Source organism: Dactylosporangium aurantiacum, from assembly GCF_000716715.1.
Taxonomy (GTDB): Bacteria; Actinomycetota; Actinomycetes; order Mycobacteriales; family Micromonosporaceae; genus Dactylosporangium; species Dactylosporangium aurantiacum.
In genome coordinates this window covers 95,648-119,689 of sequence record NZ_JNYJ01000010.1, presented here as the reverse complement: position 1 = coordinate 119,689, position 24,042 = coordinate 95,648, and the positions used below count along the sequence as shown (strand labels likewise).

The 24,042-nt window shown below is 75.7% G+C and carries 25 protein-coding genes; 13 read left to right on the top strand and 12 right to left on the bottom strand.

The annotated features are described in order from the left end of the window. Positions 1-30 precede the first annotated feature (30 nt). Positions 31-1,752 carry an MOSC and FAD-binding oxidoreductase domain-containing protein gene (locus OP18_RS14315; protein WP_033359341.1) on the bottom strand — a complete coding sequence of 574 codons (1,722 nt, stop codon included), beginning with the start codon at positions 1,750-1,752 and terminating at the stop codon, positions 31-33. Positions 1,753-1,838: 86 nt separating this feature from the next. Continuing rightward, positions 1,839-2,663 carry a DUF4142 domain-containing protein gene (locus OP18_RS52465; protein ID WP_081970747.1) on the bottom strand — a complete coding sequence of 275 codons (825 nt, stop codon included), beginning with the start codon at positions 2,661-2,663 and terminating at the stop codon, positions 1,839-1,841. Positions 2,664-2,939: 276 nt separating this feature from the next. Here OP18_RS52465 and OP18_RS14305 point away from each other — a divergent pair, with 276 nt between their 5' ends. From OP18_RS14305 to OP18_RS14265, 9 genes are all read left to right on the top strand, one after another. Continuing rightward, entirely contained in the window at positions 2,940-5,741 is a 2,802-nt protein-coding gene (locus OP18_RS14305; protein WP_052386707.1) for a ricin-type beta-trefoil lectin domain protein, read from the top strand. A 74-nt stretch (positions 5,742-5,815) separates the two neighbouring features. After that, positions 5,816-6,397, top strand: coding sequence for a hypothetical protein (locus OP18_RS14300; RefSeq protein WP_156089518.1), 582 nt, complete (start codon positions 5,816-5,818; stop codon positions 6,395-6,397). A 123-nt stretch (positions 6,398-6,520) separates the two neighbouring features. Beyond that, positions 6,521-7,306 (top strand): OmpA family protein, encoded by a 786-nt coding sequence (locus tag OP18_RS14295; protein ID WP_081970746.1) that lies wholly within the window; start codon positions 6,521-6,523, stop codon positions 7,304-7,306. A 56-nt stretch (positions 7,307-7,362) separates the two neighbouring features. After that, positions 7,363-8,091, top strand: a complete 729-nt coding sequence (locus OP18_RS14290) for an SAM-dependent methyltransferase (protein ID WP_033359339.1) — start codon at positions 7,363-7,365, stop codon at positions 8,089-8,091. A gap of 76 nt (positions 8,092-8,167) precedes the next feature. Further along, a complete protein-coding gene (locus tag OP18_RS14285) occupies positions 8,168-9,481 on the top strand; it encodes a condensation domain-containing protein (RefSeq protein WP_052386706.1) in 1,314 nt (437 codons plus the stop codon). An 85-nt stretch (positions 9,482-9,566) separates the two neighbouring features. After that, the gene (locus OP18_RS14280) at positions 9,567-10,127 is read left to right on the top strand and encodes a DUF3592 domain-containing protein (RefSeq protein WP_033359338.1); all 561 of its coding nucleotides are present in this window, start codon (positions 9,567-9,569) and stop codon (positions 10,125-10,127) included. A gap of 160 nt (positions 10,128-10,287) precedes the next feature. Next, positions 10,288-11,625 (top strand): hypothetical protein, encoded by a 1,338-nt coding sequence (locus tag OP18_RS14275; protein ID WP_033359410.1) that lies wholly within the window; start codon positions 10,288-10,290, stop codon positions 11,623-11,625. A 50-nt stretch (positions 11,626-11,675) separates the two neighbouring features. Further along, on the top strand, positions 11,676-12,899 hold the full coding sequence (locus tag OP18_RS14270) for an AAA family ATPase (RefSeq protein WP_033359337.1): 1,224 nt from the start codon (positions 11,676-11,678) through the stop codon (positions 12,897-12,899). Continuing rightward, complete coding sequence (locus OP18_RS14265) at positions 12,899-14,218, top strand: vWA domain-containing protein (RefSeq protein WP_081970745.1); 1,320 nt, start codon at positions 12,899-12,901, stop codon at positions 14,216-14,218. The genes OP18_RS14270 and OP18_RS14265 overlap by 1 nt, the downstream gene beginning before the upstream one ends. Positions 14,219-14,221: 3 nt before the next feature. Here the strand turns inward: OP18_RS14265 and OP18_RS14260 are convergent, their stop codons facing one another. From OP18_RS14260 to OP18_RS14250, 3 genes are all read right to left on the bottom strand, one after another. Beyond that, positions 14,222-15,718 (bottom strand): hypothetical protein, encoded by a 1,497-nt coding sequence (locus tag OP18_RS14260; protein WP_033359336.1) that lies wholly within the window; start codon positions 15,716-15,718, stop codon positions 14,222-14,224. 106 nt (positions 15,719-15,824) lie between these two features. After that, positions 15,825-16,226 carry an RICIN domain-containing protein gene (locus OP18_RS14255; protein WP_033359335.1) on the bottom strand — a complete coding sequence of 134 codons (402 nt, stop codon included), beginning with the start codon at positions 16,224-16,226 and terminating at the stop codon, positions 15,825-15,827. Between the two features lie 24 nt (positions 16,227-16,250). Further along, positions 16,251-16,469 carry a hypothetical protein gene (locus tag OP18_RS14250; protein ID WP_033359334.1) on the bottom strand — a complete coding sequence of 73 codons (219 nt, stop codon included), beginning with the start codon at positions 16,467-16,469 and terminating at the stop codon, positions 16,251-16,253. 232 nt (positions 16,470-16,701) lie between these two features. Here OP18_RS14250 and OP18_RS14245 point away from each other — a divergent pair, with 232 nt between their 5' ends. Next, positions 16,702-17,244 carry a hypothetical protein gene (locus OP18_RS14245; RefSeq protein ID WP_162189792.1) on the top strand — a complete coding sequence of 181 codons (543 nt, stop codon included), beginning with the start codon at positions 16,702-16,704 and terminating at the stop codon, positions 17,242-17,244. Positions 17,245-17,291: 47 nt separating this feature from the next. Here the strand turns inward: OP18_RS14245 and OP18_RS14240 are convergent, their stop codons facing one another. Next, positions 17,292-17,519 (bottom strand): hypothetical protein, encoded by a 228-nt coding sequence (locus tag OP18_RS14240; protein ID WP_033359332.1) that lies wholly within the window; start codon positions 17,517-17,519, stop codon positions 17,292-17,294. Positions 17,520-17,815: 296 nt separating this feature from the next. Next, positions 17,816-18,025, bottom strand: a complete 210-nt coding sequence (locus OP18_RS57110) for a hypothetical protein (protein ID WP_156089517.1) — start codon at positions 18,023-18,025, stop codon at positions 17,816-17,818. A 4-nt stretch (positions 18,026-18,029) separates the two neighbouring features. On the opposite strand from OP18_RS57110, the gene OP18_RS14235 reads away from it, so the two are divergent. Beyond that, entirely contained in the window at positions 18,030-18,953 is a 924-nt protein-coding gene (locus tag OP18_RS14235) for a hypothetical protein (RefSeq protein ID WP_156089516.1), read from the top strand. On the opposite strand, the gene OP18_RS14230 is transcribed toward OP18_RS14235, so the two are convergent. The 4 genes from OP18_RS14230 to OP18_RS14215 form a co-directional block, all read right to left on the bottom strand. Beyond that, positions 18,920-19,348: a hypothetical protein gene (locus OP18_RS14230; RefSeq protein ID WP_033359331.1), complete on the bottom strand. Its 429-nt coding sequence runs from the start codon at positions 19,346-19,348 to the stop codon at positions 18,920-18,922. The two genes, OP18_RS14235 and OP18_RS14230, sit on opposite strands and share 34 nt — an antisense overlap. Then, on the bottom strand, positions 19,339-19,800 hold the full coding sequence (locus OP18_RS14225; RefSeq protein WP_156089515.1) for a hypothetical protein: 462 nt from the start codon (positions 19,798-19,800) through the stop codon (positions 19,339-19,341). Before OP18_RS14225 ends, OP18_RS14230 begins: the two co-directional genes overlap by 10 nt. Positions 19,801-19,829: 29 nt before the next feature. Further along, positions 19,830-20,297: a hypothetical protein gene (locus tag OP18_RS57105; RefSeq protein WP_052386703.1), complete on the bottom strand. Its 468-nt coding sequence runs from the start codon at positions 20,295-20,297 to the stop codon at positions 19,830-19,832. A 240-nt stretch (positions 20,298-20,537) separates the two neighbouring features. Further along, a complete protein-coding gene (locus tag OP18_RS14215) occupies positions 20,538-21,482 on the bottom strand; it encodes a DUF1152 domain-containing protein (protein WP_033359329.1) in 945 nt (314 codons plus the stop codon). Between the two features lie 127 nt (positions 21,483-21,609). On the opposite strand from OP18_RS14215, the gene OP18_RS14210 reads away from it, so the two are divergent. After that, positions 21,610-22,476: a hypothetical protein gene (locus OP18_RS14210; RefSeq protein ID WP_033359328.1), complete on the top strand. Its 867-nt coding sequence runs from the start codon at positions 21,610-21,612 to the stop codon at positions 22,474-22,476. A gap of 39 nt (positions 22,477-22,515) precedes the next feature. Further along, positions 22,516-22,836, top strand: a complete 321-nt coding sequence (locus OP18_RS14205; protein WP_156089514.1) for a hypothetical protein — start codon at positions 22,516-22,518, stop codon at positions 22,834-22,836. Here the strand turns inward: OP18_RS14205 and OP18_RS14200 are convergent. Then, on the bottom strand, positions 22,809-24,008 hold the full coding sequence (locus tag OP18_RS14200; RefSeq protein ID WP_033359326.1) for an FAD-dependent monooxygenase: 1,200 nt from the start codon (positions 24,006-24,008) through the stop codon (positions 22,809-22,811). The genes OP18_RS14205 and OP18_RS14200 overlap by 28 nt on opposite strands. Between the last annotated feature and the right edge of the window lie 34 nt (positions 24,009-24,042).

The following is a 24,042-nucleotide window of genomic DNA, read 5'->3' as shown; positions in this document are numbered from 1 at the left end:
GGGCGTTCGGCTCGCGGCGCTCAGCGCGGCTCACAGGTCCAGCACGAGGTCGGTGCGGGGGCGGGCGCAGCAGATGAGCACCGTGCCGGCGGCGGGCGGGTCCAGGGGCTCGGGGACCGACTCGACCTCGCCCGAAAGCAGGCCCGTCTCGCAGCTGTGGCAGACGCCGGTGCGGCACGACCAGCGGACCGGGACCCGGCAGTCCTCGGCGAGTGCCAGGACGCTGCCGTCACCGTCCGACCAGCCGGCCGTGACGCCGCTGCGGGCGAACGTGACGGTGGGCCCCGGCCCCGGGCGGGAGCGGGGCGGGCCGGCGGTCGCGGCGCTGATACCCGGTGTCGACCCGGCGAGGGCGGTGAACTGCTCGCGGTGGACCTCGACGATCCCGGCCGCGGTCAGGCCGGCGGTGACGTCGTCCATGAACCCGGCGGGTCCGCAGACGTAGGCGACCGCCGAGGGCGGCAGGTCCAGGCCGCTCAGGACGCCGGCGTCGAGGCGGCCGGCGCGGGTGTAGTCGACGCCGGGGCGGTCCTGCGGGCGGGGGCGGCTGTAGCAGACCACCTCCCGCGCCGACGGCAGCCGCGTGAGCAGAGCGCGGACCTCGCCGGCGAACGCGTGGCCGGCACCGTCGCGGGCGCCGTGCAGCCACCAGACCGCCCGCCCGGACCCGTGCCCGGCGAGGTCGTGCAGCATCGCCAGCAGCGGGGTGGCGCCGATGCCGGCGGAGACGAGCAGCACGGGCCGGTCGGACCGGTCGAGGGTGAAGGCGCCGCGGGGCGCGGCGGTGTCCAGGGTCGTGCCGGCCCGCACGTGCTCGCGCAGGAACGTGCCGCCCGCGCCGCCCGGTTCGAGCTTGACGCTGATGCGGTACGACGCACCGCCGGGCGGCCCGGACAGCGAGTAGCTGCGCACCAGCCCCGCGGCGAGCCGCACGGTGAGGAACTGGCCGGCGACCGGCGGCGGCAGCGGCGCCCCGTCGGGCGCGGCGAGCCGCAGCGACGTGACGTCGGCGGTCTCCTGGTGCACGCCGGTCACCACGAGCGGGCGGAACCCGGCCCACGCCGGCGGCGGCGCGACCGGGCCGAGCCCCGGGTTGCCGGGCCGGCCCTCGGGCTCCTCCAGCAGCGCCCGCAGCGACCCCTTCCAGCCGGGGCTGAGCGCGTCGACCCGCAGCGCCCGCGCGACGGCGGCCCGGTCGTGCCCCGGCAGGTACAGCAGCGCGTCGATCTCGGCGACGGTCACGTGCTCCGGCCCGTCGGCGACCTTGACCAGCTCGTCGCCGGCCCGGACCGCACCCTCCCGCAGGACCCGCAGGTAGAAGCCGGGACGGTGGTGCGCGACCAGCAGCGCCGGCAGGCGCGGCTCGCCGAGCCGCATGCCGACCCGGTAGCAGGTGACCCGCGGCTGGGTCACCTCGACCAGCGCACCCCCGACGCGGAACCGGTCACCGACGCACACCTCGTCGTCGGGCAGCCCGTCGACGGTGAAGTTCTCCCCGAACGCGCCGGGTGCCAGGTCGTCGCGGTCCAGCACGTCGCGCCAGTGCCGGTACGAGTCCAGCTGGTACACCAGCACCGCCCGCTGCTCGCCGCCGTGGCCGGCGAGGTCGCCCTGCCCGTCGCCGTCGAGGTTGGTCCGGCGCAGCATGACCGGCCCGTCGACGGGCGCCTTCCACACGCCGGTGTGCACGGTCCGGCCCTGCCACGCGACGTCCTTGGGCAGGCCCACGTTCACCGACACCAGCGTCGCCACCGCACCGACTCTAGCGCCGGCGCCGGCGCGCGCCTCCCCTTCGGCGGATGACGTGCACGGTGTCGCCGGCGGGCGCGGTCAGGTCGTCAGCGCGCGGCCGGCACGCCCGGGGTCGGCACGTCCGGCACGATCGGGACCGTCGGCAGGGTGGGCAGCGTCGGCGTGATCACGACCGGTACGGTGGGCGCCGGCACGGTCGGGTTCGTCGGCATCGGGTTTGTCGGCATCGGGTTCGTCGGCATCGGGTTCGTCGGCATCGGGTTCGTCGGCATCGGGTTCGTCGGCGACGGGTCCGTGGGGGTCGGGACCGGATCCGTGGGGGTCGGATCCGTCGGGGTCGGCACCGCCTGGCCGGTCACGTCGGCGCAGTCCAGGCCGGTGAGGGCGTCGGCGATCATCTCCCGGTGCTCGCGCAGCGTGGGCAGCAGGGTGCTGGCGAGCGTGCGCAGCTGCGGGTTCGCGCCGCGCTGGGCCTCCCGCTCGAACGCCCCGATGGTCGCGACGTGGTCGAAGTACTCCACCGGCGTGTACACGCAGTCCAGGGCCGTCCCGGTCAGGGACGTGAGCACGGCGAGGGCCGCCCGCTGCCCCGTGTCGGGCGCGTCGGGCAGCGGCACGCCCAGGGCGGCGGCGAGCGGGCCGAGCGAGCGGCCGGCGGCGGTGTGGTCGGCGACCATCCGCTCGCCGATGTCCTGGATCGCGGTGTCGGCCGCCTCCGCCGCGGCGTGCCGGCCGGCGGCGATCTCGAACGCGTTGCCGTGCCCGGCCGCCGTGATGAACGCCCGGTCCTGGTCGGACACCACCGGGTCGGCGGATGCCGGTGCGGCCGGTGCGGCGGATGCGGCGGATGCGGCCAGCAGGGCGGCGACCGACACGGACAGGACGGGGCGGCGAAGACGTACAGCGGGCATGACGCGACCTCCGGATCGTGAAGTGCTCTCACCCGCCTACGGTTTCCTGGCCTTTCGCCAGCTAACGCTGCCTTCAGGCGCAAAACGGTCGCAGTCGGACCGCTTCTGCTTGGGTTTTGCAAACTTTCGCTGAGGACTTCGAAAGGTGTAGACATGTCGATCAAAACTGCCTTAACCTTCCCGCGGGCGGTCCAGTCGTCGGCGTCGATGGACCCGCCTGAGCTCGGCGTCCCCTGACCGCCATCCGGGGACGTTACCCATCCCTCAGGAGGAAGCATGGGCATCAGGCCTCTGCGCTGGTTCTCCCTCGCCGCCGCCGCCGCGACCGTTGCCGCCATCGGGTTGTGGGCCGTGCCCGCGAGCGCGATCCCCGCCCAGGAGCCGGGCGTGACCCTGCGCGTCTACGACGTGCAGACCCCGCTCAGCACGATCTGCACCCTCAAGGCCGGCCAGACCCCGAACGTCGACAAGCTGATGCCGACGATCAACTGGACCACCCCGGCCGACTTCGGCTTCGACAACCTCTTCGTCTCACAGGTCACCGGCAACCTCAACATCAGCACCGCCGGCAGCTACACGTTCCGGCTGAGCAGCGACGACGGCTCGCGGCTGGCGATCGACGGCAGCACCGTCATCAACCACGACGGGCTGCACGGCGCGACGCCGCCGAAGGAGGGCACCGTCACCCTCACCACCGGGTACCACGCGCTGCGCATCGACCACTTCGAACGCGACGGCGGGCAGCAGATCACCCTGGAGTGGAAGACGCCCGGCTCGTCGGCGTTCGTGGTCGTGCCCAACTCGGCGCTCAGCACCGACGCCGGGGTCGTGCGGGTCACCGCGCCCGGGCGCAAGGAGTGCGAGGGCGCGGGCGACTCCCCCGGCGACGGCCTGCCGCTGACCTCGGTGCACCCCGGGTTCACGCTGACCAACCTGCGCCCCGACAGCTCGTTCCAGCCGAAGGTCACCGGGATGGACTGGCTGGCCGACGGGCGCCTGGTCATCTGCACCTGGGGCGGCAACGACCAGTCCGGCACGTCGCAGGCCGGTGAGGTGTGGATCCTCGGCAACACCGGCGGCGCCACGTCGCCCGGCAACGTCACGACCAAGCGGATCGGCAGCAACCTCAAGGAGCCGATGGGCCTCAAGGTCGTCAACGGTGTCGTCTACGTCAGCGAGAAGGGCCGCCTGACCCGGCTCGTCGACACCACCGGCGACGAGGTGGCCGACCAGTACCAGACCGTCGCCACCTGGCCGTTCAGCGGCGCGTTCCACGAGTTCGCGTTCGGCCTGCTGTACCGCGACGGCTACTTCTACCTGAGCCTGTCGGTCCCGATCGACTACGGCGGCGCGAGCACCGTCCCGCAGCCCGTGGCGAACCGCGGCACCTCCATCAAGGTGAACGCGACCACCGGCGCCGTGGAGTACGTCGCCGGCGGCCTGCGCACCCCGCACGGCATCGGCTGGGGTCCGGAGAACGGCCTGTTCGTCACCGACAACCAGGGCGGCTGGCTGCCCGCCTCGAAGCTCGTGCAGATCAAGCCGGGCCGCTTCTTCAACCACTACAACACGCCGGCCGGGCCGTTCGACTACAACGCCGTCACGCCGCCCGTGCTGTACATGCCGCAGAACGAGATCGCGAACTCCCCGAGCACGCCGATCGTCATGCCGACCGGCGTCTACGCGGGTCAGCTGCTCATCGGCGACGTCACCTACGGCGGCCTGCAGCGGGCGTACCTGGAGAAGGTCAACGGCGAGTACCAGGGCGCGCTGTTCCGGATGACCCAGGGCCTGGAGGCCGGCATCGCCGAGGTGAACATCGGCCCCGACGGCGCGATCTACCTCGGCGGGCTCGGCGCCGGCGGCAACTGGGGGCAGGCCGGCAAGCTCACCTACGGCCTGCAGAAGCTGACCCCGAACGGCACGGCCACGTTCGACATCCTGGCGATGCGTGCCACCTCGGCGGGCTTCGAGATGGAGTACACGTCTCCGCTGTCCGCGGCGACCGCGACGGACCTGGCCTCCAGGTACACGTTCAAGCAGTGGCGGTACGAGCCGACGTCCGCCTACGGCGGGCCGAAGATCGACGAGGAGACCCTGACGGTCACCGGTGCCACGCTGTCCTCCGACGGCAAGAAGGTCTCGCTGAGCGTCTCCGGCCGCAAGCCGGGCCGGGTCGTGTACGTGCGCTCGCCGCGGCCGTTCAGCTCGGCCGGCGGGCAGACGCTGTGGAGCACCGAGGCGTGGTACACGCTCAACTCCATCCCGGGCGGGGCCACCGTGGCCAACCTGGCACTGAACGCGACGGCCACCGCCGACAGCTCGTGCATCGCCGCGGAGAGCCCGGCGAAGGCCGTCAACGGCACCGTCTCCGGCGGTACCGCCGACAAGTGGTGCTCCAACAGCGCCAACAAGTGGCTGCAGGTCGACCTCGGCTCGGCCAGGTCCGTCGGCCAGATCGTGGTCCGGCACGCCGGCGCCGGCCGGGAGAACGTGGCGAACACGAGCAACTTCACGCTGCAGACCAGCACCGACGGCACCACGTGGACGACCCGGGCGACGGTCACGGGCAACACCGCGAACATCACCACGCACAACTTCCCCGCGGTGAGCGCGCGGTACGTGCGGTTCGCGACGACCGACACCCCGTACGCCCGCGTCTACGAGCTGGAGGTGTACTCGCAGACCGGCGCGACGTCCGGCCCGATCACCGGCATCGGCGGCAAGTGCCTGGACGTCGACAACGCCGGCACCGCCGACGGCACGAAGATCCAGCTGTGGACCTGCAACGGCACCGGCGCCCAGCGCTGGACCAGGACCGGCAACACGTACCAGGCGCTCGGCAAGTGCCTCGACGTGGACAACGCCGGCACCGCCAACGGCACCAAGGTGCAGCTGTGGACCTGCAACGGCACCGGCTCGCAGGTGTGGATGCCGCAGGCGAACGGCACGGTCCTGAACCCGCAGTCCGGCAAGGTCCTGGACGCCCTCGGCGGCTCCTCCGCCGACGGCACCCAGATCCACATCTGGGAGGCGGCCGGCGTCGCCAGCCAGCAGTGGGTGGTCCCGACCGGCTGACGGTGACCCGGCGGGGCCCGGCGTGGGGTGCGCCGGGCCCCGCCGGCACGCCCGCGGACCGTAGAGTCCTGCCCATGCGACGGGGACTCGTACCATTGACGCTGATCGTCCTGCTCACCACGGCCGGCTGCGCGCGGCCGGGCCGGGTCGACGCCGCGAGCGACGCCACGCCCGGCTCACCGCGGCCGGCACCGAGCCGGTCCGTGGCCGCCTGCGCCGACCCGGACGCCTCGCCGGCACCCGCCACCGGCGCCCCGGGCACCCCCGGCACGGCGACCGCCGGCACGCCCGGGTCCGAGGACCAGTTCCAGCGCGACAACCAGGCGAACCGCGCGTTCCGCCAGCGCGGGGTGCTGCCGCCGCAGGCGATGGCGGCCGTCCAGCCGTGCGTGGCGGAGGTCCGGGCCGGCCTGGACCGGCTGCGCGCGGAGGGCCGTTTCGACGGGCCCGCGATCGAGCGGGTGCTGACCGACGCCGGCCTCGCCGAGGTGGAGAGCCGCCGGGCCGGCCGGCTGGACACCGGCGACGGCAGCGGCCTGCTGTTCTGCGGCAACTCCGGGTTCGGGTACGTGTTCGGCCAGCACGGCCCGGCCGGCACCACGGTCGACGCGGGCGGCGCCATCGCCGACGGCGGTTGCCTGCCGGCGCCGGACTGAGCCGCCCGGCGGCCGGCGCCATGCCGAGCCACCCGGCCGCCGGGCGGCCGGACCGGGCCAGCCGGCTGTCGGCTACCCGCCTGTCACGGGCGGCCGCGGGGGCGCGACCCTACGCTCCCCGCCATGAGACGTGTGCGGAGTCACCCCGGCGCCTGGCTGCCGGTCATGATCGTCGGGGCGCTGCTGCTCACCGGCTGCGGCGGTGACGAGCCGTCCGCGGCCCCGGCCTCCGCGGGCGCCGCCCCGACCGCGGAGGCCAGCACCGGCGCGCCGGCCGAGGAGCCGCCCGCGTCGCTGCCGCCGGGCGCCCAGCCGGGCCTGGACGACTACGACGGCGACGGGCAGAAGGACCCGACCTGCTCGACGCAGGACTTCGGCGCCGGGCTCGTGCTGCGCATCCCGTGCCAGATCTCCAACGCGCACGACCCCGAGAACGACACCCGGCTGGTGAAGGACTCCCTGTACCGGCTGCCCGGCCCCGACGTCGACCTGACCGGCGTCTCCGGCTCCGTGCTGGAGGCCCGCGACCCCGACGGCGGCCACGTCTACATCGTCACGTTCAACAGCGACGCCCTCTTCGCGACCGGCAGCGCCGAGATCGGCAGCACCGACACCCTCGACAACACCATCAAGGTCATCAACAAGCTGTACCCGAACGGCGCCATCCAGGTCCGCGGCCACACCGACGCGACCGGCTCGGCGTCGGGCAACCAGGCGCTGTCGCAGCGGCGCGCCGAGACCGTCCGGGCGTACCTGACCGGGCACGGCGTCGCCGCCACCGCCGTCACCGCGGTCGGGCTCGGCAGCAGCCGGCCGCTGGTGGAGGAGCGGAACACCGACGGCTCCGCCAGCGTCGCCGGCCGGGCGTTCAACCGCCGGGTCGAGCTCGTCATCCGCCTGCCGAAGTGAGCCGCTCCGGCGTCACCGTGTCGCCCGGACGGCCGGGCGCAGGGCATGCTGGAGGCATGACGGAGCCGGAGACACCCAGCACCGCACGGATGATCGACTACTGGCTCGGCGGCAGCGACCACCATCCGGTCGACGTCGCCGCGGCGCGGGCGTTCGAGTCGGCGTACGGGCCGTGCGCCGACATCTTCCGCTCGCTGCGGGCGTTCTCCGGGCGGGCGGTGCGGCACCTCGCCGCCGAGGGCATCGACCGCTTCCTGGTGTTCGGCGCCGGCATCCCGACCCGCGGCAACGTGCACGAGCAGGCGCCCGGCGCACGGGTGCTGTACACCGACATCGACCCGCTGATCGTCGCGGCCGGCGCGGCGATCGTGGCCGGGATGGACGGCGTCGGCTACGTGCGCGGCGACGCCACCGACCTGGCCGCCATCGACCCCGCCGCCCGCGCGGAGGTGCTCGACGGCGCCCCGGCCGGCCTGGTGTTCCTGGGCCTGGCCGCATTCCTCGACGACGCCACGCTGGCCCGCGCCCTGGACGCCATGTACGACGCGGTCCCGCCCGGCAGCCGGCTGGCGTTCGACTTCGACGCCACCGAGCTGGAGGCGTACCCGCAGGCCCTGGCGATGATGGGACCGGCCTTCCACATGCGCGCGCCCGAGCGCTTCGCGCGGCTGCTGGGGCGCTGGACCCTCACCGGCGACGGGATCGTGCCGGTCGCGCGGTGGCGCCCGGACGGCGATCCGGAGCGGGTGCCCGACGCGTTCTGGGGCGGCGTGGCCGTCAAGTAGCCGCCCCCGCGGACTGCACACAACCTGCAACTGCCGGCGGGCTCCGCGGCGCCCGAACTCCCTTAGAGTGACGGCCATGGATGAGCTGGTGGTCCGCCGCACCGTGTCGTTCGCCGGCGAGGGGGCCGGGACCGGCGAGCTGTCGTGGGGGCAGCTCGACGTGTGGCTCAAGATGCGCCGGCTGGGCCGCACGTTCGCGATGGGCGGCGCGCGGGCCCTGCCGGCGGGCGCCACCGTCGAGGACGTCGCCGGCGAGCTCGCGTATCTCATGGGCCGCTACCAGTCGATGCGCACCCGGTTCGTGCCCGTCGACGGCGAGGACGTCCCCCGGCAGGTCGTGCACGACCGCGGCACGATCGGCCTGGACGTCGTCGAGGCGGCGGGCCGGGACGCCGCCGCGGTCGCCGAGGACGTCGCGCGGCGCTACCGGACGGTCCCCTTCGACTACGCGCACGAGTGGCCGGTCCGGATGGCCGCCGTCGTCGACGGTGACCGGTGCACCCACGCGGTGCTCGTCATGTCGCACCTGGTCTTCGACGGCGCCGGGGCGGTCGTCATGATGGCGGAGACCGCCGCCCGCACCACCGCGCCGGTGCGCGGCATCGCCCCGCTCGAGCAGGCCCGGCAGCAGGCGCAGCCGGCGGCGCGGCGGCACCACGCGGCCGCGCTGCGGCACTGGGAGACCCGGCTGCGCCGGATCCCGGTGCCGGTCGTGCCGCCGTCGCGGGACGTGCGCAGCCCCCGCTACCACCACGGCGTCCTGCGCTCCACCGCCCTGCCGGCGGCGCTCGTGGCCGCCGCCCGCCAGCACGGCACCGACACCGCCGCGGTGCTCCTCGCCGTGTTCGCCACGGCGTTCGCGTCGGTGACCGGCGTGCTCGTGCTGCCGCTGCGGCTGATGGCGAGCAACCGCTTCCGCGCAGAGCTGGACGGCAGCGTCTGCCCCGTGTCGCAGAACGGGCTGTGCGTCCTGGACACCACCGGCGACTTCGGCGAGGTGGTGCGGCGGGCCCGGGGCGCGGCGATGGCCGCGTACAAGCACGCGTACTACGACCGGCGGGAGCTGGAGGCCCGGGTCGCCGCCGTCGCCGCCGAGCGGGGCCCGGGCATCGACCTGGACGTCGCCTTCAACGACCGGCGCTTCGGCGGCACGCTGCGCCCGGTCGCGGCGCCCGCCGGCCCGGGCGCCGAGTTCACCTGGGTCAGCGCGCACGACGACCCGCAGTCGGCGTTCTTCCTCAGCGCGGACGGCACCGACGAGGTCCTCGAGCTGACCCTGTACGTCGACAGCCACTTCCTCGCCCCCGACGACGCCGCCGCGGTCCTCTGGGCGATGGAGGCGACCGCCACCCGGCACAGCACTGTCGGGATTGCGGCAGCAGGCCCCTGACCTGGGCGTTGTGGTGTCTGCACCACAACCCGCCTGGTCCTGCCACGACTGACCGCGGCCGCCCGCCGCCGGCAAGCTTGCACCCATGTCAAGCCTGAACTCCGGTGCCGGCCAAGCCCGGCTCGTCGGTTGCATCCTTACCGCCGTCGCCGCCGTCATGGTGGGCGTCACCGCGCTGCTGTTCGCCACCCTGCCCGCCTCCCCCACCAGCGACGACCTGATCGCCGCCGCAGCGGTCGCCGCGGTCACCGTCGTGCTGTTCGCCGTCGGCGTGCCACTGTTCGTCGTCGGCGCCCGCCGCCTCGCCCGCCAGCGGCGCGTCCTGCGCACCGGCACCCCGTGCCTCGCCACGGTCGTCGCCGCGCACCGGGTCACCGACCCCGACAACGACCGCCCCGTCGCCAAGATCCTCCTCGCCGTCCCGGCCGCGGGCCACGGCACCGTGACCGCCACGGTGCGCCAGGTCGTCCCGCCGGTCCTCACCCGGATCGTGCGGCCCGGCGCGGTCCTGCCCGTCCGCGTCGACCCGGCCGACCCGACGTTCGCCGTCATCGACTGGGAGCACGCCCAGCAGCGCCACCGCATCGCCGGCGACGTCGGTTTCCACGTGGCCACCGACATCGCCGGTGCCCTGCTGTTCGGCTGACCCCCGGCCCGCCGCGCCCACCGGCGCGGCTCGCCGGGGTCGCGCACCGGGGCGGCGGTCGGCTCGCCGCCCCGCGAGGGTCGACGCGACGTTGTATGCTGCCGGCGATGACTACCTCGTGGTGCAGATTGGGGGTCCCGTCCGCAAAAGGTGAGTGCTGATGCACACACCCGACGCGACTGGGGACACCCGCCGTTCCTTCTGGCTGCGCGTGCGCGAGTTCGCCGTGCCGCCCTCCATGATCGAGTCGGCGACCGCTCGCCGGCATGCCGGTGACTGGGCCGGCGCCTGCGCGGCCGCGCGCGTCGACGTCGATCTCGACCTGCGGGCCGTGGCCCGCGCCGGCGGCACCGAGCTCGCCGCCCGGATCCGGGCCGACCTGCGGCACCTGGCGCCGGACCTGCTGCGGTGGCACATGCCGCGCATCGCTCCGGACGGGTTGTTGCGCCCCGGCCTGACCGTGTCCCTCGCCCGGTACGACGGCCCGGTCCACCTCGTCGCCCGCACCCCGCCGGCGTGGGCGGACGCGGGCCAGCGGATCAGCCTGGCGGTGTGGGACGGCGCGCGGTGCGGCGTACCGCATCCGCATCCACATCCCGACCGGCGGTTCCGCCTCGACCTGCACCGGCACCTCTGGGACGCGCGCCGGACCGGTGAGCTGCCGGCCCGCTCCGGCGCACCACCGGGACCGTGGCCGGCCGGGCCGCCCGGCGGGCTCCCGCCGCCGGGCCGGGCCGACGGCACGGCCGCGCTGTCGGTGCTCGGGTGCGCGGTGGACCGGTGGGCCGCGGAGGCCGCGATCGTGCTGCGCACCGACGGGCACCCCGGCGGCACCGTGACCGTGCGGGTCGGCGCCCGGCGCCGGCTGGTCGTCGACGCCGGCGACGGCGGCATCACCGCGGCCCACGGCCGGGGCGGTCGCGGTCCGGTCCTGCCGGACGCCGCGACCTGGGTGCCGCCGGACGTGGAGCTGCTGCGCGCCGGGCTGCTCGACGCCGGCCGGCTGCACCCGCTGGTCGCCGCCGCGCTCGTGCCGGACCGGCCACCGCCGCCGGCGCCGCCGGACGACCCCGGGGCGCCACGCACCGTCGAGTGCCGCGGGCAGCGGCACCGCATCGGGCTCGCCGGTGGCGTGCTCGTCGCGTTCGACCACGACCCGGCCGAGATCCGCCGCGAGGAGCTCCTCGTGGCGCTCGGCGGCACCCCGCTGCCGTGCCTGCGGGCGATCGACGAGGCGCACCGCCGGCCGGAGTGCCTCACCGACGTGCGGGCGCGGCTCGACCACGGCGACGCCGCCGGGGCGCTCGCCGTCGTCGAACGGCTGCTCGGGCCCGACGCCCTGCTGCGGCACGGCGCGCTGCGCGAGGAGCTGGAGACCGCGGCGCAGCGCCTGGTCGAGCACGGCCTCTTCCGCGCCGGGCTGGCCGGCGGCCGCGGCCCCGCGCACCGCACCAGCCGGGCCACCCGGTCGCACCCGCGGCACGCCTCCCCGCGCTGACCTTCCCTGACCTCGTACAGGCTCCACCGGACACGACAAGGTGATGCATCATGCCCATGACCGACCCGTCCGCCGACCAGCTCGCCGTCGCCGCCGACCTGCTCGCCCTGCTGCACGACACCGGCACCGAACCCCGCGCCGATCCGCAGCTGGAGGCGCTGACCCTCGCCGTCGCCGCCGACCTGCCCGTCCTGCTGTGGGGCGAGCCCGGCATCGGCAAGACCGCCGCCCTGGCCCAGCTCGCCGAGGCGCTCGACCTGCCGCTGACCACCGTCATCGCCAGCGTCCACGAGCCGTCCGACTTCTCCGGCCTGCCCGTCGTCGGCGACGACCCCGCCGCGCAGGGTGTGCCGATGGCCCCGCCGGACTGGGCCGTGCGCCTCGTGCGCGCCGGCCGTGGCCTGCTGTTCCTCGACGAGCTGTCCACCGCGCCGCCGGCGGTCCAGGCCGCGCTGCTGCGGCTGGTCCTGGAGCGCCGCGTCGGCGCGCTGCGGCTGCCGCCCGGGGTGCGGATCGTGGCGGCCGCGAACCCCCGCTCCTCGGCCGCGGACGGCTGGGAGCTCAGCGCGCCCCTCGCCAACCGGTTCGTGCACCTGCAGTGGGCGCACGACCATGACGTCGTCGTGCGGGGACTCGGCGGGACGTGGCCGCGCGCGACGCTGCCCCGGCTGGACCCCGCGGCGCTGGCCCCGGCCGTCGCGTACGCCCGGCGGGCCGTCTGCGGGCTGCTCGCCGCCCGGCCCCGGCTGGTGCACCAGCTGCCGGGCAGCGACGCCCGCCGGGGCGGCCCATGGCCGTCGCCGCGCAGCTGGGACATGACGCTGCGGCTGGTCGCCTTCGCCACCGCCGCTGGGACGTCCCGCGACGTGCTGTCCATGCTGGTGCGCGGCACCGTCGGCGACGGCCCGGGGCTGGAGCTGCTGGCGAGCCTGGACCGGATGGACCTGCCGGATCCCGAGACGCTCCTGGCGGACCCGGCTGCGGCCACCCTGCCGGAGCGCGGCGACCTGCGGCAGGCCGTCCTCGACGGGGTTGTCGAGGCGGTCCGGAGCCGGCCGGAGAAGGCCCGCTGGGACGCCGCGTGGGCGGTCCTGGCCCGCGCCCTGGACACCGGCGCCCCGGACCTCGTGGTCGTGCCGGCGTCCACGCTCGCCGCGCTGCGCCGCGTCGACTGGGACGTGCCGGACCTCATCGAACGCCTCGCCGGCGCCGTCGCCCTGTCGCAGCGCGCCGACCGGGCCGGCGCCCGGGTCGCCGCGGCGGTGACCGGCTGATGGCGGCGGCACCCACCACACCGGTTCCGCGACCGGCGACGAGCCCCACGCCGGCTCGGCGGCCGGCGGCGGGGCCGACGCCGGCCGCCGGGTCCGCGGACCCGGCCGTCGATGCGCCGGGGCTCGACCTCGACAAGCTGTACGCGGCGCGCCTGCACGCGGCCCGCGCCCGGCCGTACCTGGCGACCGCCCTGTTCGCCCTGCACGTCGTGGCGTCGCGGCGGGTACCGACGATGGCCGTGGACCGGCAGTGGCGCTGCTACGCCGCGCCCGCGTTCGTGGCCCGGACCCCGGTCGAGGAGCTCGCCGGCGTGTGGGTCCACGAGGTGTCGCACCTGCTGCGCGACCACCACGGCCGCGGCGACCGGGTGGCCCTGGATCGCGACCTGACCGGCCCGGGCGAGCGGCTGCGGATGAACATCGCCGCCGACTTCGAGATCAACGACGACGTCTACGGCGACGGCCTGGCCCGCCCCGAGGGCGCCGTCTCGGCCGCCGACCTCGGGCTCGACGAAGGGCTGCTGATGGAGGAGTACCTGCGGCAGTTCCGGCTCGGGCCGTGCACCTCCGGCATGGTCTGGCTCGACTGCGGCAGCGGCGCCGACGGCCACGAACGCGAGTGGGACCTCGGCCCCGACGGCGCGCACGGGCTGAGCCGCGAGGAGCTCGACGCGGTGCGGTTCCGGGTCGCGCAGGGCATCAACGGCGCCCCCGGCGACGTGCCGCAGGCGTGGCGGCGCTGGGCGAAGGACGCGTTCCACCCGCCGCAGCCGTGGCGGGAGCTGCTCGGCGCCGCGGTCCGCGCCGCGGCGGCCGGCGCCGCCGGAGGCGACGACTACACGTACGGCCGGCCGTCGCGGCGCTCCGCGGGCCTGCCCGGCGTGGTGCTGCCGAGCCTGCGCCGCAACCCGCCGCGGGTCACCGTCGTCATCGACACGTCGGGGTCGGTGAGCGACGCGGAGCTGGGCAGCGCGCTGCTCGAGGTCGCCGCGATCGGCCGGGCCGTCGGCGGCCGCCGCGACCTGGTGCGGGTGCTGTCGTGCGACGCGGCGGCCGGGGTGGCGTACCCGCTGTGCCGGGCCGAGGGCATCGAGCTGATCGGCGGTGGCGGCACGGACCTGCGCAGCGGGTTCGCCGCGGCGCTGCGGGCGACACCCAGCCCCGACGTCGTGGTGGTCCTGACCGACGGGCAGACGCCGTGGCCCGCCTCGCGCCCGCCGTGCCGGACGGTCGTCGGCCTCTTCCCCCGCCGCCGCACGTGGACGGAGGACGACCCGGAGGAGCCGCCGGCCTGGGCGCGGGTCGTGCGGATCGGCTGACGGTCAGCCGGTGGTCGCGTACACCCGCAGCGTCACCTCGTTGCTCAGGTGGGTATCCCCGCCGACGGTCAGGGCCGCCTGCATGGTCCAGACGGTCGGCGGGGTGGCCTGCCCGCCGTCGGTGACGGTGACCCGCGCGTTGTTGCCCCGCCCGCGGAACTCGACCGGGCCGAGCAGCGTCTGCGCCCGCACCGTCCACTGCAGCGCGTCGGCGAGCCGCGCCTCGTCGAACCCGGCCGGGACCGCCACCGACAGCGGCAGCGTGAACGGCTGCACCGAGTAGCACGCCCCGCCGAACGTCTGCCCCGGGCACCCCGGCGCCCGCACCAGCAGCGGCAGCACCTCCCGCAACCGGTCACCGGCCGGCGGAGGCGCCCCGGTCGACGCCGCCGCGGGCGACGGGGCGCCCGGCGCCTTCGGGGATGCCGCCACGGCGGCGGTACGCCCACCGCCCGCCGACCCCGACACTGACACCGCGACGGCCGGCGCGGACACCACGATCGCCGGCGCGGCCCGCGGCGGGACGGTCGACGACGGGACCACGGCGGCGCCCGCCACCTCCTTCGGCGGCCCGCCGCGCACCCCGAGGAGCCCGGCCCCGGCGGCGAGGACGAGGAGCACCACGACGACGCCCAGCAGCACCGGCGGCCGCCGCAGCAAGGGCAGCCGCCCGCTGACCACGGCCGGCGCCGGGTGGTACACCGTCGCAAGTGGACGGTCCGGCTCCGCCACGACGACAGGCGGCAGCTCGGCGGTGACGTCCGCGTCGTCGCCCGGGCCCGCCAGGGTGCACCCGGCCTCGGCAGCGGCATCCGACGCGACGGGGTCGTCCGCCACGGCGGCGTCGCGCGGCGCGGCGGGTTCCCCGACCGGGTCGAGGGCGGCGATGTCGTCCGGCACCTCGGGCAGCGGGACCGCGCCCAGCACCGCGGGCACCGCCGGCCGGCCGTCCCGGGCCGCCGTGCACGCCGCGCAGTCCGGCAGGTGCGCCGCCACCGCCTTGCGCAGCGCGGGCCGCAGCCGCTTCGCGTCCCCGACGACGGCCGCCAACCGCGGGCAGCCGGACCCGCCGGCGAAGGCGTCGGCGGTGAACATGGCGAGGTCGAGGTGGCCGCCGGGTTCCACCAACCGGTCGACCGCCTTGCGGGTGACGTCGGCCTTCCTGCCCAGGGCCGCGGCGACCGTGGTGAGGTCGACCTGCCGGTGCCGGGGCCGGTCCGCGTACTCGGGCAGCACCAGCGCCAGCAGGCTCCAGTGCTGCTCCTCCAGGGCCGGCCGGGCCGCGTACAGGGCAGCCGCGGGACCGTCCGGCGCCGGCGCCGGTCGCTGCCGCAGCGCGGCCCTCACCGCGGCCCGGGCGAGCGCGAACATCGCCGGCGGGTCGCCGGGCGCCGCGGCCACCGCCTCGAGGGTGGCGGCCCGCGCCACGGCCTCGTCGCCGCACGCGAGGGTGACGCAGTAGCGGTACAGCTGGACGTGCTGCCGTTCGATGCGCTCCATCGACCGCCTCCTTCGCCTGGGTCCGCGGGCTCAACGATCGGACCGCGCCCCAGGTCGCGGCGGCGGCCCGGCCCGCAGGACGCGGACCGGGCCGTCGCGGGGCAGGTCAGGCGCCACCCACGCCGAACTCGCGCGGGCCGACCCGGAACAGCTGGGTGTTGGTCAGCCGGTTGCGCTCCCGGCTCTGCTCCGGGGTCTCGTTCGGCACCCGCTTGAAGAAGCCGCGCTGCACGACGGTGCCGTCGGCCTCGACGGTCATCTGCAGGCCGCTGCCGGCGTTGCGCACGAACGTCTGCACGTCGTTGGTGAGGAACACGAACGCCTGGCTCGGGGTGCCGTCGCACGGCCGCAGCTCCAGGGCCGCGCCCGCCTGCTGCGAGTCGCCGGTGACGTCGATGCACAGCGGCCGGCTGCCCGGCTGCAGGCTCGGCTGGAAGGCGTAGGAGGTCGCCCCCTTCACCACCTTTCCGTCGGCGCCGATGACCTTCGGGAACAGCTTCGTCCACACCTGCGAGTCCGGGGTCTGCCCGGCCTAGCCGACGCGCGGCTTCGACACGATCCGGGCGCCCGCCGTGTTCCCGGCGGGCTGCAGGACGTTCGCGGTCCCGGCCGGGACGATGACCTGGCTCTTGACCGGCGGCAGGACGTCCTCGGCGGACGCCGGCCCGGCGGCGAACCCGGCCAGCAGCCCGGTCGCCAGGGCGGCGCCGCCCAGCAGGGTGGTGGTCCGGCGCAGCGTGATGGTGCGCATATCAGTGCTCGCTTTCTGGTGGTCGGATGTCGGTGGACGTTCGCCACCAGATACGAGGCGGGGCCGGCGCCCGGTTCAGCGTCCGGCGCGCGGATCGTGGTGCTGGCACGACTTCGGGAGTGGTGCCTGCCGCCTTGTCGCGTAGCCGACCGCCGTGCGGCAAACCGGTCCGCGGGCGGCCGCGTGTGTACCGGCGACGCACCGCTGCCGATGTCCGATGAGGAGAACCGTTGTGAAAGCCCTTTCCGCCGCTGCCGTGCTCGTCGTCGCGCTGGGCGGCCTGACCGCGTGCGGGTCCGGCGGCACGCCCGCCGCGAGCCCGTCCACGGCTCCGGCGACGGCCCAGGCCGCCGGCGCGGACCTCGCCGACGGCGCCGCCGTCGCGGTCCCCACGCCGAGGGCGGAGCCGATCGCCCTGACCGCCGGCACCGCGAAGGTGGCCGGCGCCGACGCCGCCGTCGTGCGGTTCAAGGACCGCGTCGTGTACCGCTTCGAGGCCGACGAGAACAGGCCGCCGAAGGTGAACTGTGCCGGCGACTGCCTCGTCATCTGGCCGCCGCTGCTCACCGACGGCACCCCGGTCAAGCTCGCCGGCGTCGACCCGGCCCTGGTCGGCTCGGTCCGGCGCGCCGACGGCTTCACCCAGGTCACGCTGGACGGCTGGCCGCTGTACCTGTTCAAGCAGGACGAGTCGCCCGCCGACACGAAGGGCGAGGGCGTCGGCGGCAACTGGAGCGTCGTGCGCCCCGACGGCAAGCCCGTCGTCAGGAAGTAGCGCGCACCGGGCCGGGCCCCGCTGGTGGGGGCCCGGCCCGGCGCCGGTCACGGCTCGCGGTGGGAGAAGGCCATCTGGTACTGGAAGCTGCCGAGGCCGTCGGCGCCCGGCACGAACACCGGGTCGCCGAAGCCGTCGCCCTTCGGGTAGAACACGGACAGGCCGGTCATGCTCCAGTTGTCGACCGACCACACGGTGTTCGGCCGGTACGTGAGCCGCACGCTGAGCACGTTCTCCGCGAGCACGGTCGGCAGCCCCGCCGCGGCGAAGGACATCCAGCGGTCCCGGGTCGAGCGGTCGGGCCAGCCCTGCCCGTCGTCGCGGCCGCCAGCCCGCGCAGCACGGTGCGCCGGGAGTGCCGCCGGGGCGCGGGCGGTTCGATGCGATGGTGTCCACGTGACCTCCTGTCGTCGGCGGCCACCCGGGTCGGTCGCCGCCTGCACAGTGGTCGTGTCGGATGCCGCGGCGACCTCTCACCGCCGCGGCGGATCTTTTCCGGTCACTCGTGCGGTGATGCCGTCGCGTAGGTCAGGTCGAACGCGCTGTCCGCCGGCGTGCCCGAGGGCGTGCTTCACCGTTCGGCGAGGAAGGCGGCCAGAGCCGCCAGGTTGTCGAGGGTCAGCGCCACCTCCGGGTGCTCGGCGCCGCAGGTGCGGCGCCTGCCGTCCAGGGCGCGCCGGTACAGCCGCTGCGCGCCCCGCACCGGGCCGCCGGCGCGCGGCCGTAGCAGGATCGTGCGGCGACAAGCCTCGATCTTGGCGGTCCTGCCGTGTACCTTCACCGCCGTGACCATCCAGCAGGAGCGCCCGCCCGCGCTCACCCACCCGGTGCTGCGCCGGCACCCGATCGACCTGCTCGGCCGGGCCCTGATGCGGATGACCAGCCGCCGCCTGCCGCGGGCCGAGGCCGCCTGGCTGGTCGGGCCCAGCGCCGGGCGGGACATCGTCGGGCACGAGTGGGTCGAGCGCACCGCCGCGGACCTGGGCGGCTCGCTGAGCACCGGCCCCGACCACGGCCTGCTGACGTCGTTCGCCGCGCTGCGCGGCGACGGCTTCGACCCGGCCGACGTCGACCCGCGCATCGCCGACTTCTACGAGCACGCCTCCCGGTGGCAGCTGGACCTGTGGTCGGAGTGGTCGGTCGTCGCGTGGCCGTTCGGCCGGGTGCTGGCCGCGCTGCTCAGCGAGCGGCTGCAGCAGGCGTGCCTGCCGATGCGCCCGCTCGACGCGTCGTTCGGCATGAGCAGCGAGGTGGTGCACATCCACGACGCCGCCGGTGCCGTCGCCGGCGCCGCCTGGTTGCGCAACATGCGCAAGACCGGGCACGTCACCTACAGCGGCCTGTACGGCGTGCGGACCCTCCCCGGCAGCGCCCAGCCCAGCGTCCGGGTCGTGTTCCCGCTGCCGCTGGGCTCGGTCCAGATCTTCCTGAAGCCCTCCGCCGGCGAGGACGGCAGCTTCCACCTGCGCTCCCCCGTCGCCAGGTTCGGCGCCGACGGCGCCTACCTGGTGCTGGAGCGCAAGGACGCCACGCTCAACGCCCGCCGCATCCCGCTCAACGAGCACTTCCACCTGTACGTCGACGAGGACGGCGACGTGCGCGCCGACCACAGCCTCAAACTGTGGAACATCCCGGCGGTCCGCCTGCACTACCGGATGCGCCGCACGGCCGCGGCTCAGACGGTGACCGGGCCGGCGACGGCGCTGTAGTCGGTCCAGCCCGAGGTCTCGGCCTGGGTGGCCCAGCCGTACACGGTGCTGCCGTTGCCCAGCGACGGGCTGGTCCACGTGTACGTGCCGGTGGCGGCGACCGTCGCGGTGCCGGCGGCGGCCTGCTGCCCGGCCGGGCACGGCCTGACCGCACTGCGGCACAGCGTGACGGTGACCGACGTGGCGTAGGCACCGCGCCCGGCGGCGCCCGACACGACGACGGTCTTCTTGTTCACCGCGAGCGTCGCGGTGACGGCGGCGGGCGAGCCGGCACGGGTGGCCACCTCGCCGGCGCCGGTGCCGGCGCAGCGCCAGTACGCGTGGGCCGGCGAGGGCAGCGCGGCGAGGGCGAGCGCGGCGAGACCGGCCGCGGCGAGCCGGACGGTCAGTGCCACTGCTCGGCGCTCCCGGTGTACGTCAGGGGGAAGGACACCCGCCGGCAGGCGTCGGGCGCGGCGGCGGCGAGGGTCACCGTCAGCGTCACCGAGCCCTGCGCGCGGCCCGCCACGACGGTCTGCGGGGTGCCGTCGAAGACCGACACCGCCAGCAGGCTGCCGGGGCACGACCGGCCGGCGGCGCCCGCGGCGGCGGCGACCCGGGTGAGGCGCAGCGGCTGGGCGTTCGGGTTGGTCACCGTGACCCGCAGCGCCGCCGGTCGCCCGGGGACCAGGTCGGCCACGGCCCCGGTCATGGTGAAGCCGTGCGGGTCGGCCGCGGCGGCGTGCGCCGCGAGCTGCCGGCCGCAGAGCGCGCCGAGCACCACGACGGCCGTGGCGTAGCCGGCCCAGAGCGGTAGCCGCTGCCGTACCCGCACGATGCCCTCCAACAGGGGTGGTGCGGGGAGCACGCGGCGCGCTCCCCGCGGTCGGCCGTGACTCAGGCGTTCACGGTGTAGGTGATGGTGACCGTCGCGCCCTTGCAGGCGTCCTGGTTGGTGCCCGGGTCGGTCATCGCGACCTTGCCGGTGAACGCGGCGGAGCTGTTCGCCGCGACCGACGCCGCGGTGCTCAGGTTCGTCACCGTGTACCAGCCCGCCTGGCAGCCGGCGGAGGCGTGCGCGGCGTCCACGGCGACGGCCGCGGTCAGCGAGGTCAGCTGCACCGGGAACGTGTTGGGGTTGCCGATGCTGCCGGAGACGTCCTGCGCCGCGCCGCCGGGGGTGAGTGCCGAGCCGGCGAACGGGGCCTGCGTGACGGTGAGGTTCTGGCTCGACGCGGCGGTGGTCGCGGTGCCGGAGCCGGAGCCGGTCGCGGTCCAGTAGGCGAACGCGACGCCGCCGCCGACGGCGAGCAGCCCGGCCGTGGCCGCGGCGACGATGGCGGGCTTCCGCAGGTTGATCTTCATGATGGGGGTCCCCTCGAAGGCGTCGCGAACGGCCGAGCCGGTCGACAGCAGCGTCCGGGTCGGTTTCGCCTCTTGCTCCCTGCCGGACCGAGGGGCGACCAGTACGCCCGGCAGATCATCGCGTTCCCGACGGCCCGTGGCGGGCCGCTGCACACAGTGAACGGCACCGGGCGCCGGCGCGCTGTCAGCCGCCGGGACGCGCTCTGCCGCACCACTCGGACGACGCGGCCGGCGGGCCGCTCAGTGCGGGAACGGCATCCGGGGTCTCGGGGTGATCCCGTCGCGGAACCGTTCGATGATGTGGCTGACCTGGAGCATGTCGTCGGTGCCGCGGATACGGTCCAGGTACAGCGACCGCGCCGCGAGGCCGGCCAGGTCGAACGTGAAGTACATGGCCATCAGCGGGTTGACGAACAGCGGCGGGCCGCCGGTGCGCCCGTCGAGGGGTACGTCGCCGGCGGCGCCGGTCAGGGCGGCGGCGATCTGCCCGTTGACGATGCTGGCCCGCTGCGGGGCGGCGGCCCGGGCGTGCTCGACGGCGTCGCGGTAGAGCGCCGCCTCGGGCCCGTGCGACGGCACCGTGAACGCGCCGAGGTAGGCGCCGGCCCGGTCCAGCGCGGCGATGTTCTCCAGCACCTGGACGTGGTTGATCCCGTGGTACGCGTCGACGCCGAAGCCGATCGAGGCGACGAGCTTCACCGCCACCGGCGTGGCGTTGACGGCGGCGAGGCTCGTCGCGTCCTCGACCGGGGTGCCCAGGGCCGCCTCGTCCCCGCGCATCAGGATGTCGGTCCCGCCGTCCACGAGGATGATCGCGTCGAGGTCGAGGCGTTTCGCCAGCCGCCGGTACGCCGAGCGCAGTGGCCGCACCCCGGTGCGCGGGAACGCGTACACGGTCGGCGGCAGCCGGTGCAGGGCCAGCCACCTGGCCAGCGACCGCTCCGCGAAGGGGTCGCCGGGCGCGACGGTGTCCGGGGTCACGGCCGCGATACCGGGCTCCAGCCAGGCGTCCGACTCGTACAGGTTGGCGATCGACAGGCTGCCCAGGTGCACGGTCCTGCCCTCGTGCATGAGCGACAGCGCCAGCGGCAGCCCGGCGTAGACGTCGTACCCGCCGCCGGCGCCGGCGACGAGCACCCGGCGGGCGTCGCCGAGCGCCTCGAAGAACGGCAGCCGCCACGTCATGCCGCACCACCCGCAACCGTGTCCATCGACCGGTGAGACTACCGGCCGCGGCCCCGGCGGCCTGCGGATTTCGCGCCGGGCCGGGGAACGGTATCTTCGTTCGCACCGCCGGACCGGGGGGTGCAGGATGGGCAGGGTGACCCGACGACTGGCGCTGCGGCAGGCCGACCTCGACGACGCCACCTGCCCGGTGCCGGAGGAGGTCGTGGCCGCGCTGCGGCACCGCGCCACCGTCCAGGTCGCGCTCGACCACCGGGCGCGCGGCGTCACCGCCGAGCGGCACGTCTTCGAGGCCTCGTTCGGCCAGGACGTCGAGTGGCGGCTCGGCGGCGTCGAGTGGCCCGAGGACCTGCACCCCGGGGTGCTGGTCACCGTCGCGTGGCGGGCCGCCCGGGACGAGGTCGTCGTGCGCACCGCCGCGCTCGTGGAGCCGATGCGCGTGGACGGCGTCGTCTACTTCCACGAGTACGACCCGAAGGTCGTCACCCGCGAGTACACGCCGGGCCCGGCGAACTGGGCGAAGGTGCTGCAGACCGTGCGCCGGCTCGGCCGGGTCTTCGACGACGGCAGCGCCGTGTTCCCCGAGGCGGACCTCGCCCGGCGCAGCGGCCTCGGGCGCGGCTCCCGCGGCACGTTCCTGCTGCGCAACGCCGTCGACCAGCTCCTGCGCGAGGGGTACGTGACCCGGGTCGAGGGCAGCGTCGACGCCACCGGCCACCCGTCCTACCCGGCGGTCGACGGCGAGGAGCCGGCCGAGATGCTCCTGTACGCCCCGCTGGTCGAACCGGCCCCGCACCACGACGACGCCCACGGCGACGCCGGCGAACGGCGCGAACACTGGGTCAACGGCTTCCTGCGCAAGCTGCCCCCGGGCGCCCACGCCTCGCCGCGGCAGCTCACCCTGCTGCAGCAGACCGTGGAGCAGCAGGAGCTCGACGCGACCGAGCTGCCGCCCGGCTACACGTTCGTGAAGAAGCACCACCGCAACGGCTGAGGCCCTCGCGGGACGGGCGCCGGGGCGTAGCATCGGGCGATGGCCGCCGGTCGATGGGTGCTCCTGGCGCTGATGGTGCTCGCCGGGCCGCTGCTGTGGGTGGCGGGCGTCGGCGGCACCGCGGACGCCGCCCGGGTCGCGGCGGGGGCGGAGCCCGATGCCGCGTACTTCATCAGCGACTACGACGGACCCGGCCGGGTGATGGCCGGCCTGTTCGCGCTGGTGAACCTGGCCGTGGTCGCGGTGCTCATGCCGACCGCCCGGCAGCTGGCGGCGGGGCGGGCCGGCACGGCCGCCCGCGCCGTCGTCGCGGCCGCGGTGTCGGCCGCCCGTCAGCGGGCCCGCAGCGCCGTGGCGTAGTCGGGCAGGTCGAAGGCGCCGGCCTTGGCGAACTGCCCGGCGAGGACCTGCTTCATGGGCCAGTGCAGCATCATCCGCATCGACAGCGCGCGCAGGCGGATCATCGTCGCGGTCTGCGGCGCGTACCCGCCGATGCCGCCCGGCGGCAGCTGCGTGCCGGCCTCGACGTAGTCGCGCAGCCGGTCCTGGTACGCCGCGCACGCGGCCTCGACGTCGTCGCCGGCCGTGGCCAGCTCGCCGGCCAGGACGTACGCGCCGACGAGGGCCAGGCTGGTGCCGAGGCCCGCGAGCGGCGAGCCGCAGTAGCCGGCGTCACCGAGCAGCACCACGCGGCCGCGCGACCAGCGCTCCACCGACACCCGGCTGAGGGAGTCGAACACGAAGTCGGGGGCGGTGGGCATCGCCGCGAGGAGCGCCGGGACCCGCCAGCCGGCCCCGGACAGGCGATCGGCCAGCAGCCGCTGCTGCTCGTGAACCGGCAGCCGCTCCAGGCCGGGCTCGGCGCTGGTGAAGCTCAGGTACGCCTTCGCGGTGCCGCCCGACTCCGGGCGGAGGCCGGCGGCCAGCCCGCCGGGCGCATTGTACATCAGGTACCAGTGCCGCAGGTCGCCCGGGTCAGGGACGCTGAACCAGGCGATGTAGCCGCCGAGCGGGCGCACGAAGGAGTCTTCGGGGCCGAACGCGAGGGCACGGACGCCGGAGTGCACGCCGTCGGCGCCGACGACGAGGTCGACGTCCTCGGCGCCGCCGCCGGAGAGCTCGACGCGCACCCCGCGGCCGTGGCTGTGCAGCGCGGTGACCCGCTCGCCGAAGCGGTAGTCGACGTGGTCGCGGGTCGCCTCGTACAGCACCCGCGCCAGCTCCCCGCGCGGCAGCTCGATCTCCGCGACGAAGCCCTCGCCGCCGAAGGCGTCGGCCGGCATCCGCGAGGTCCACCGGCCGGCCGCGTCGACCGTGGCGATGCCGCGCTCGTCGACGGTCGCCGCCCGTACCTGCGGCATCAACCCCATGCGGTGCACGACCTCGCGGGCCGCGCCCCGCACGTCGACGGCCTGCCCACCCGGGCGGGGCCCGGACGCGCGTTCGACCACGGTCGCCTCGATCCCGTAGCGGTGCAGCCAGAAGGCCAGCGCCGGGCCGGCGATCCCGCCCCCGGAGATGAGCACCCGCATCCTTCGCTCCGTTCGTGTGTACTGCGTACATCGT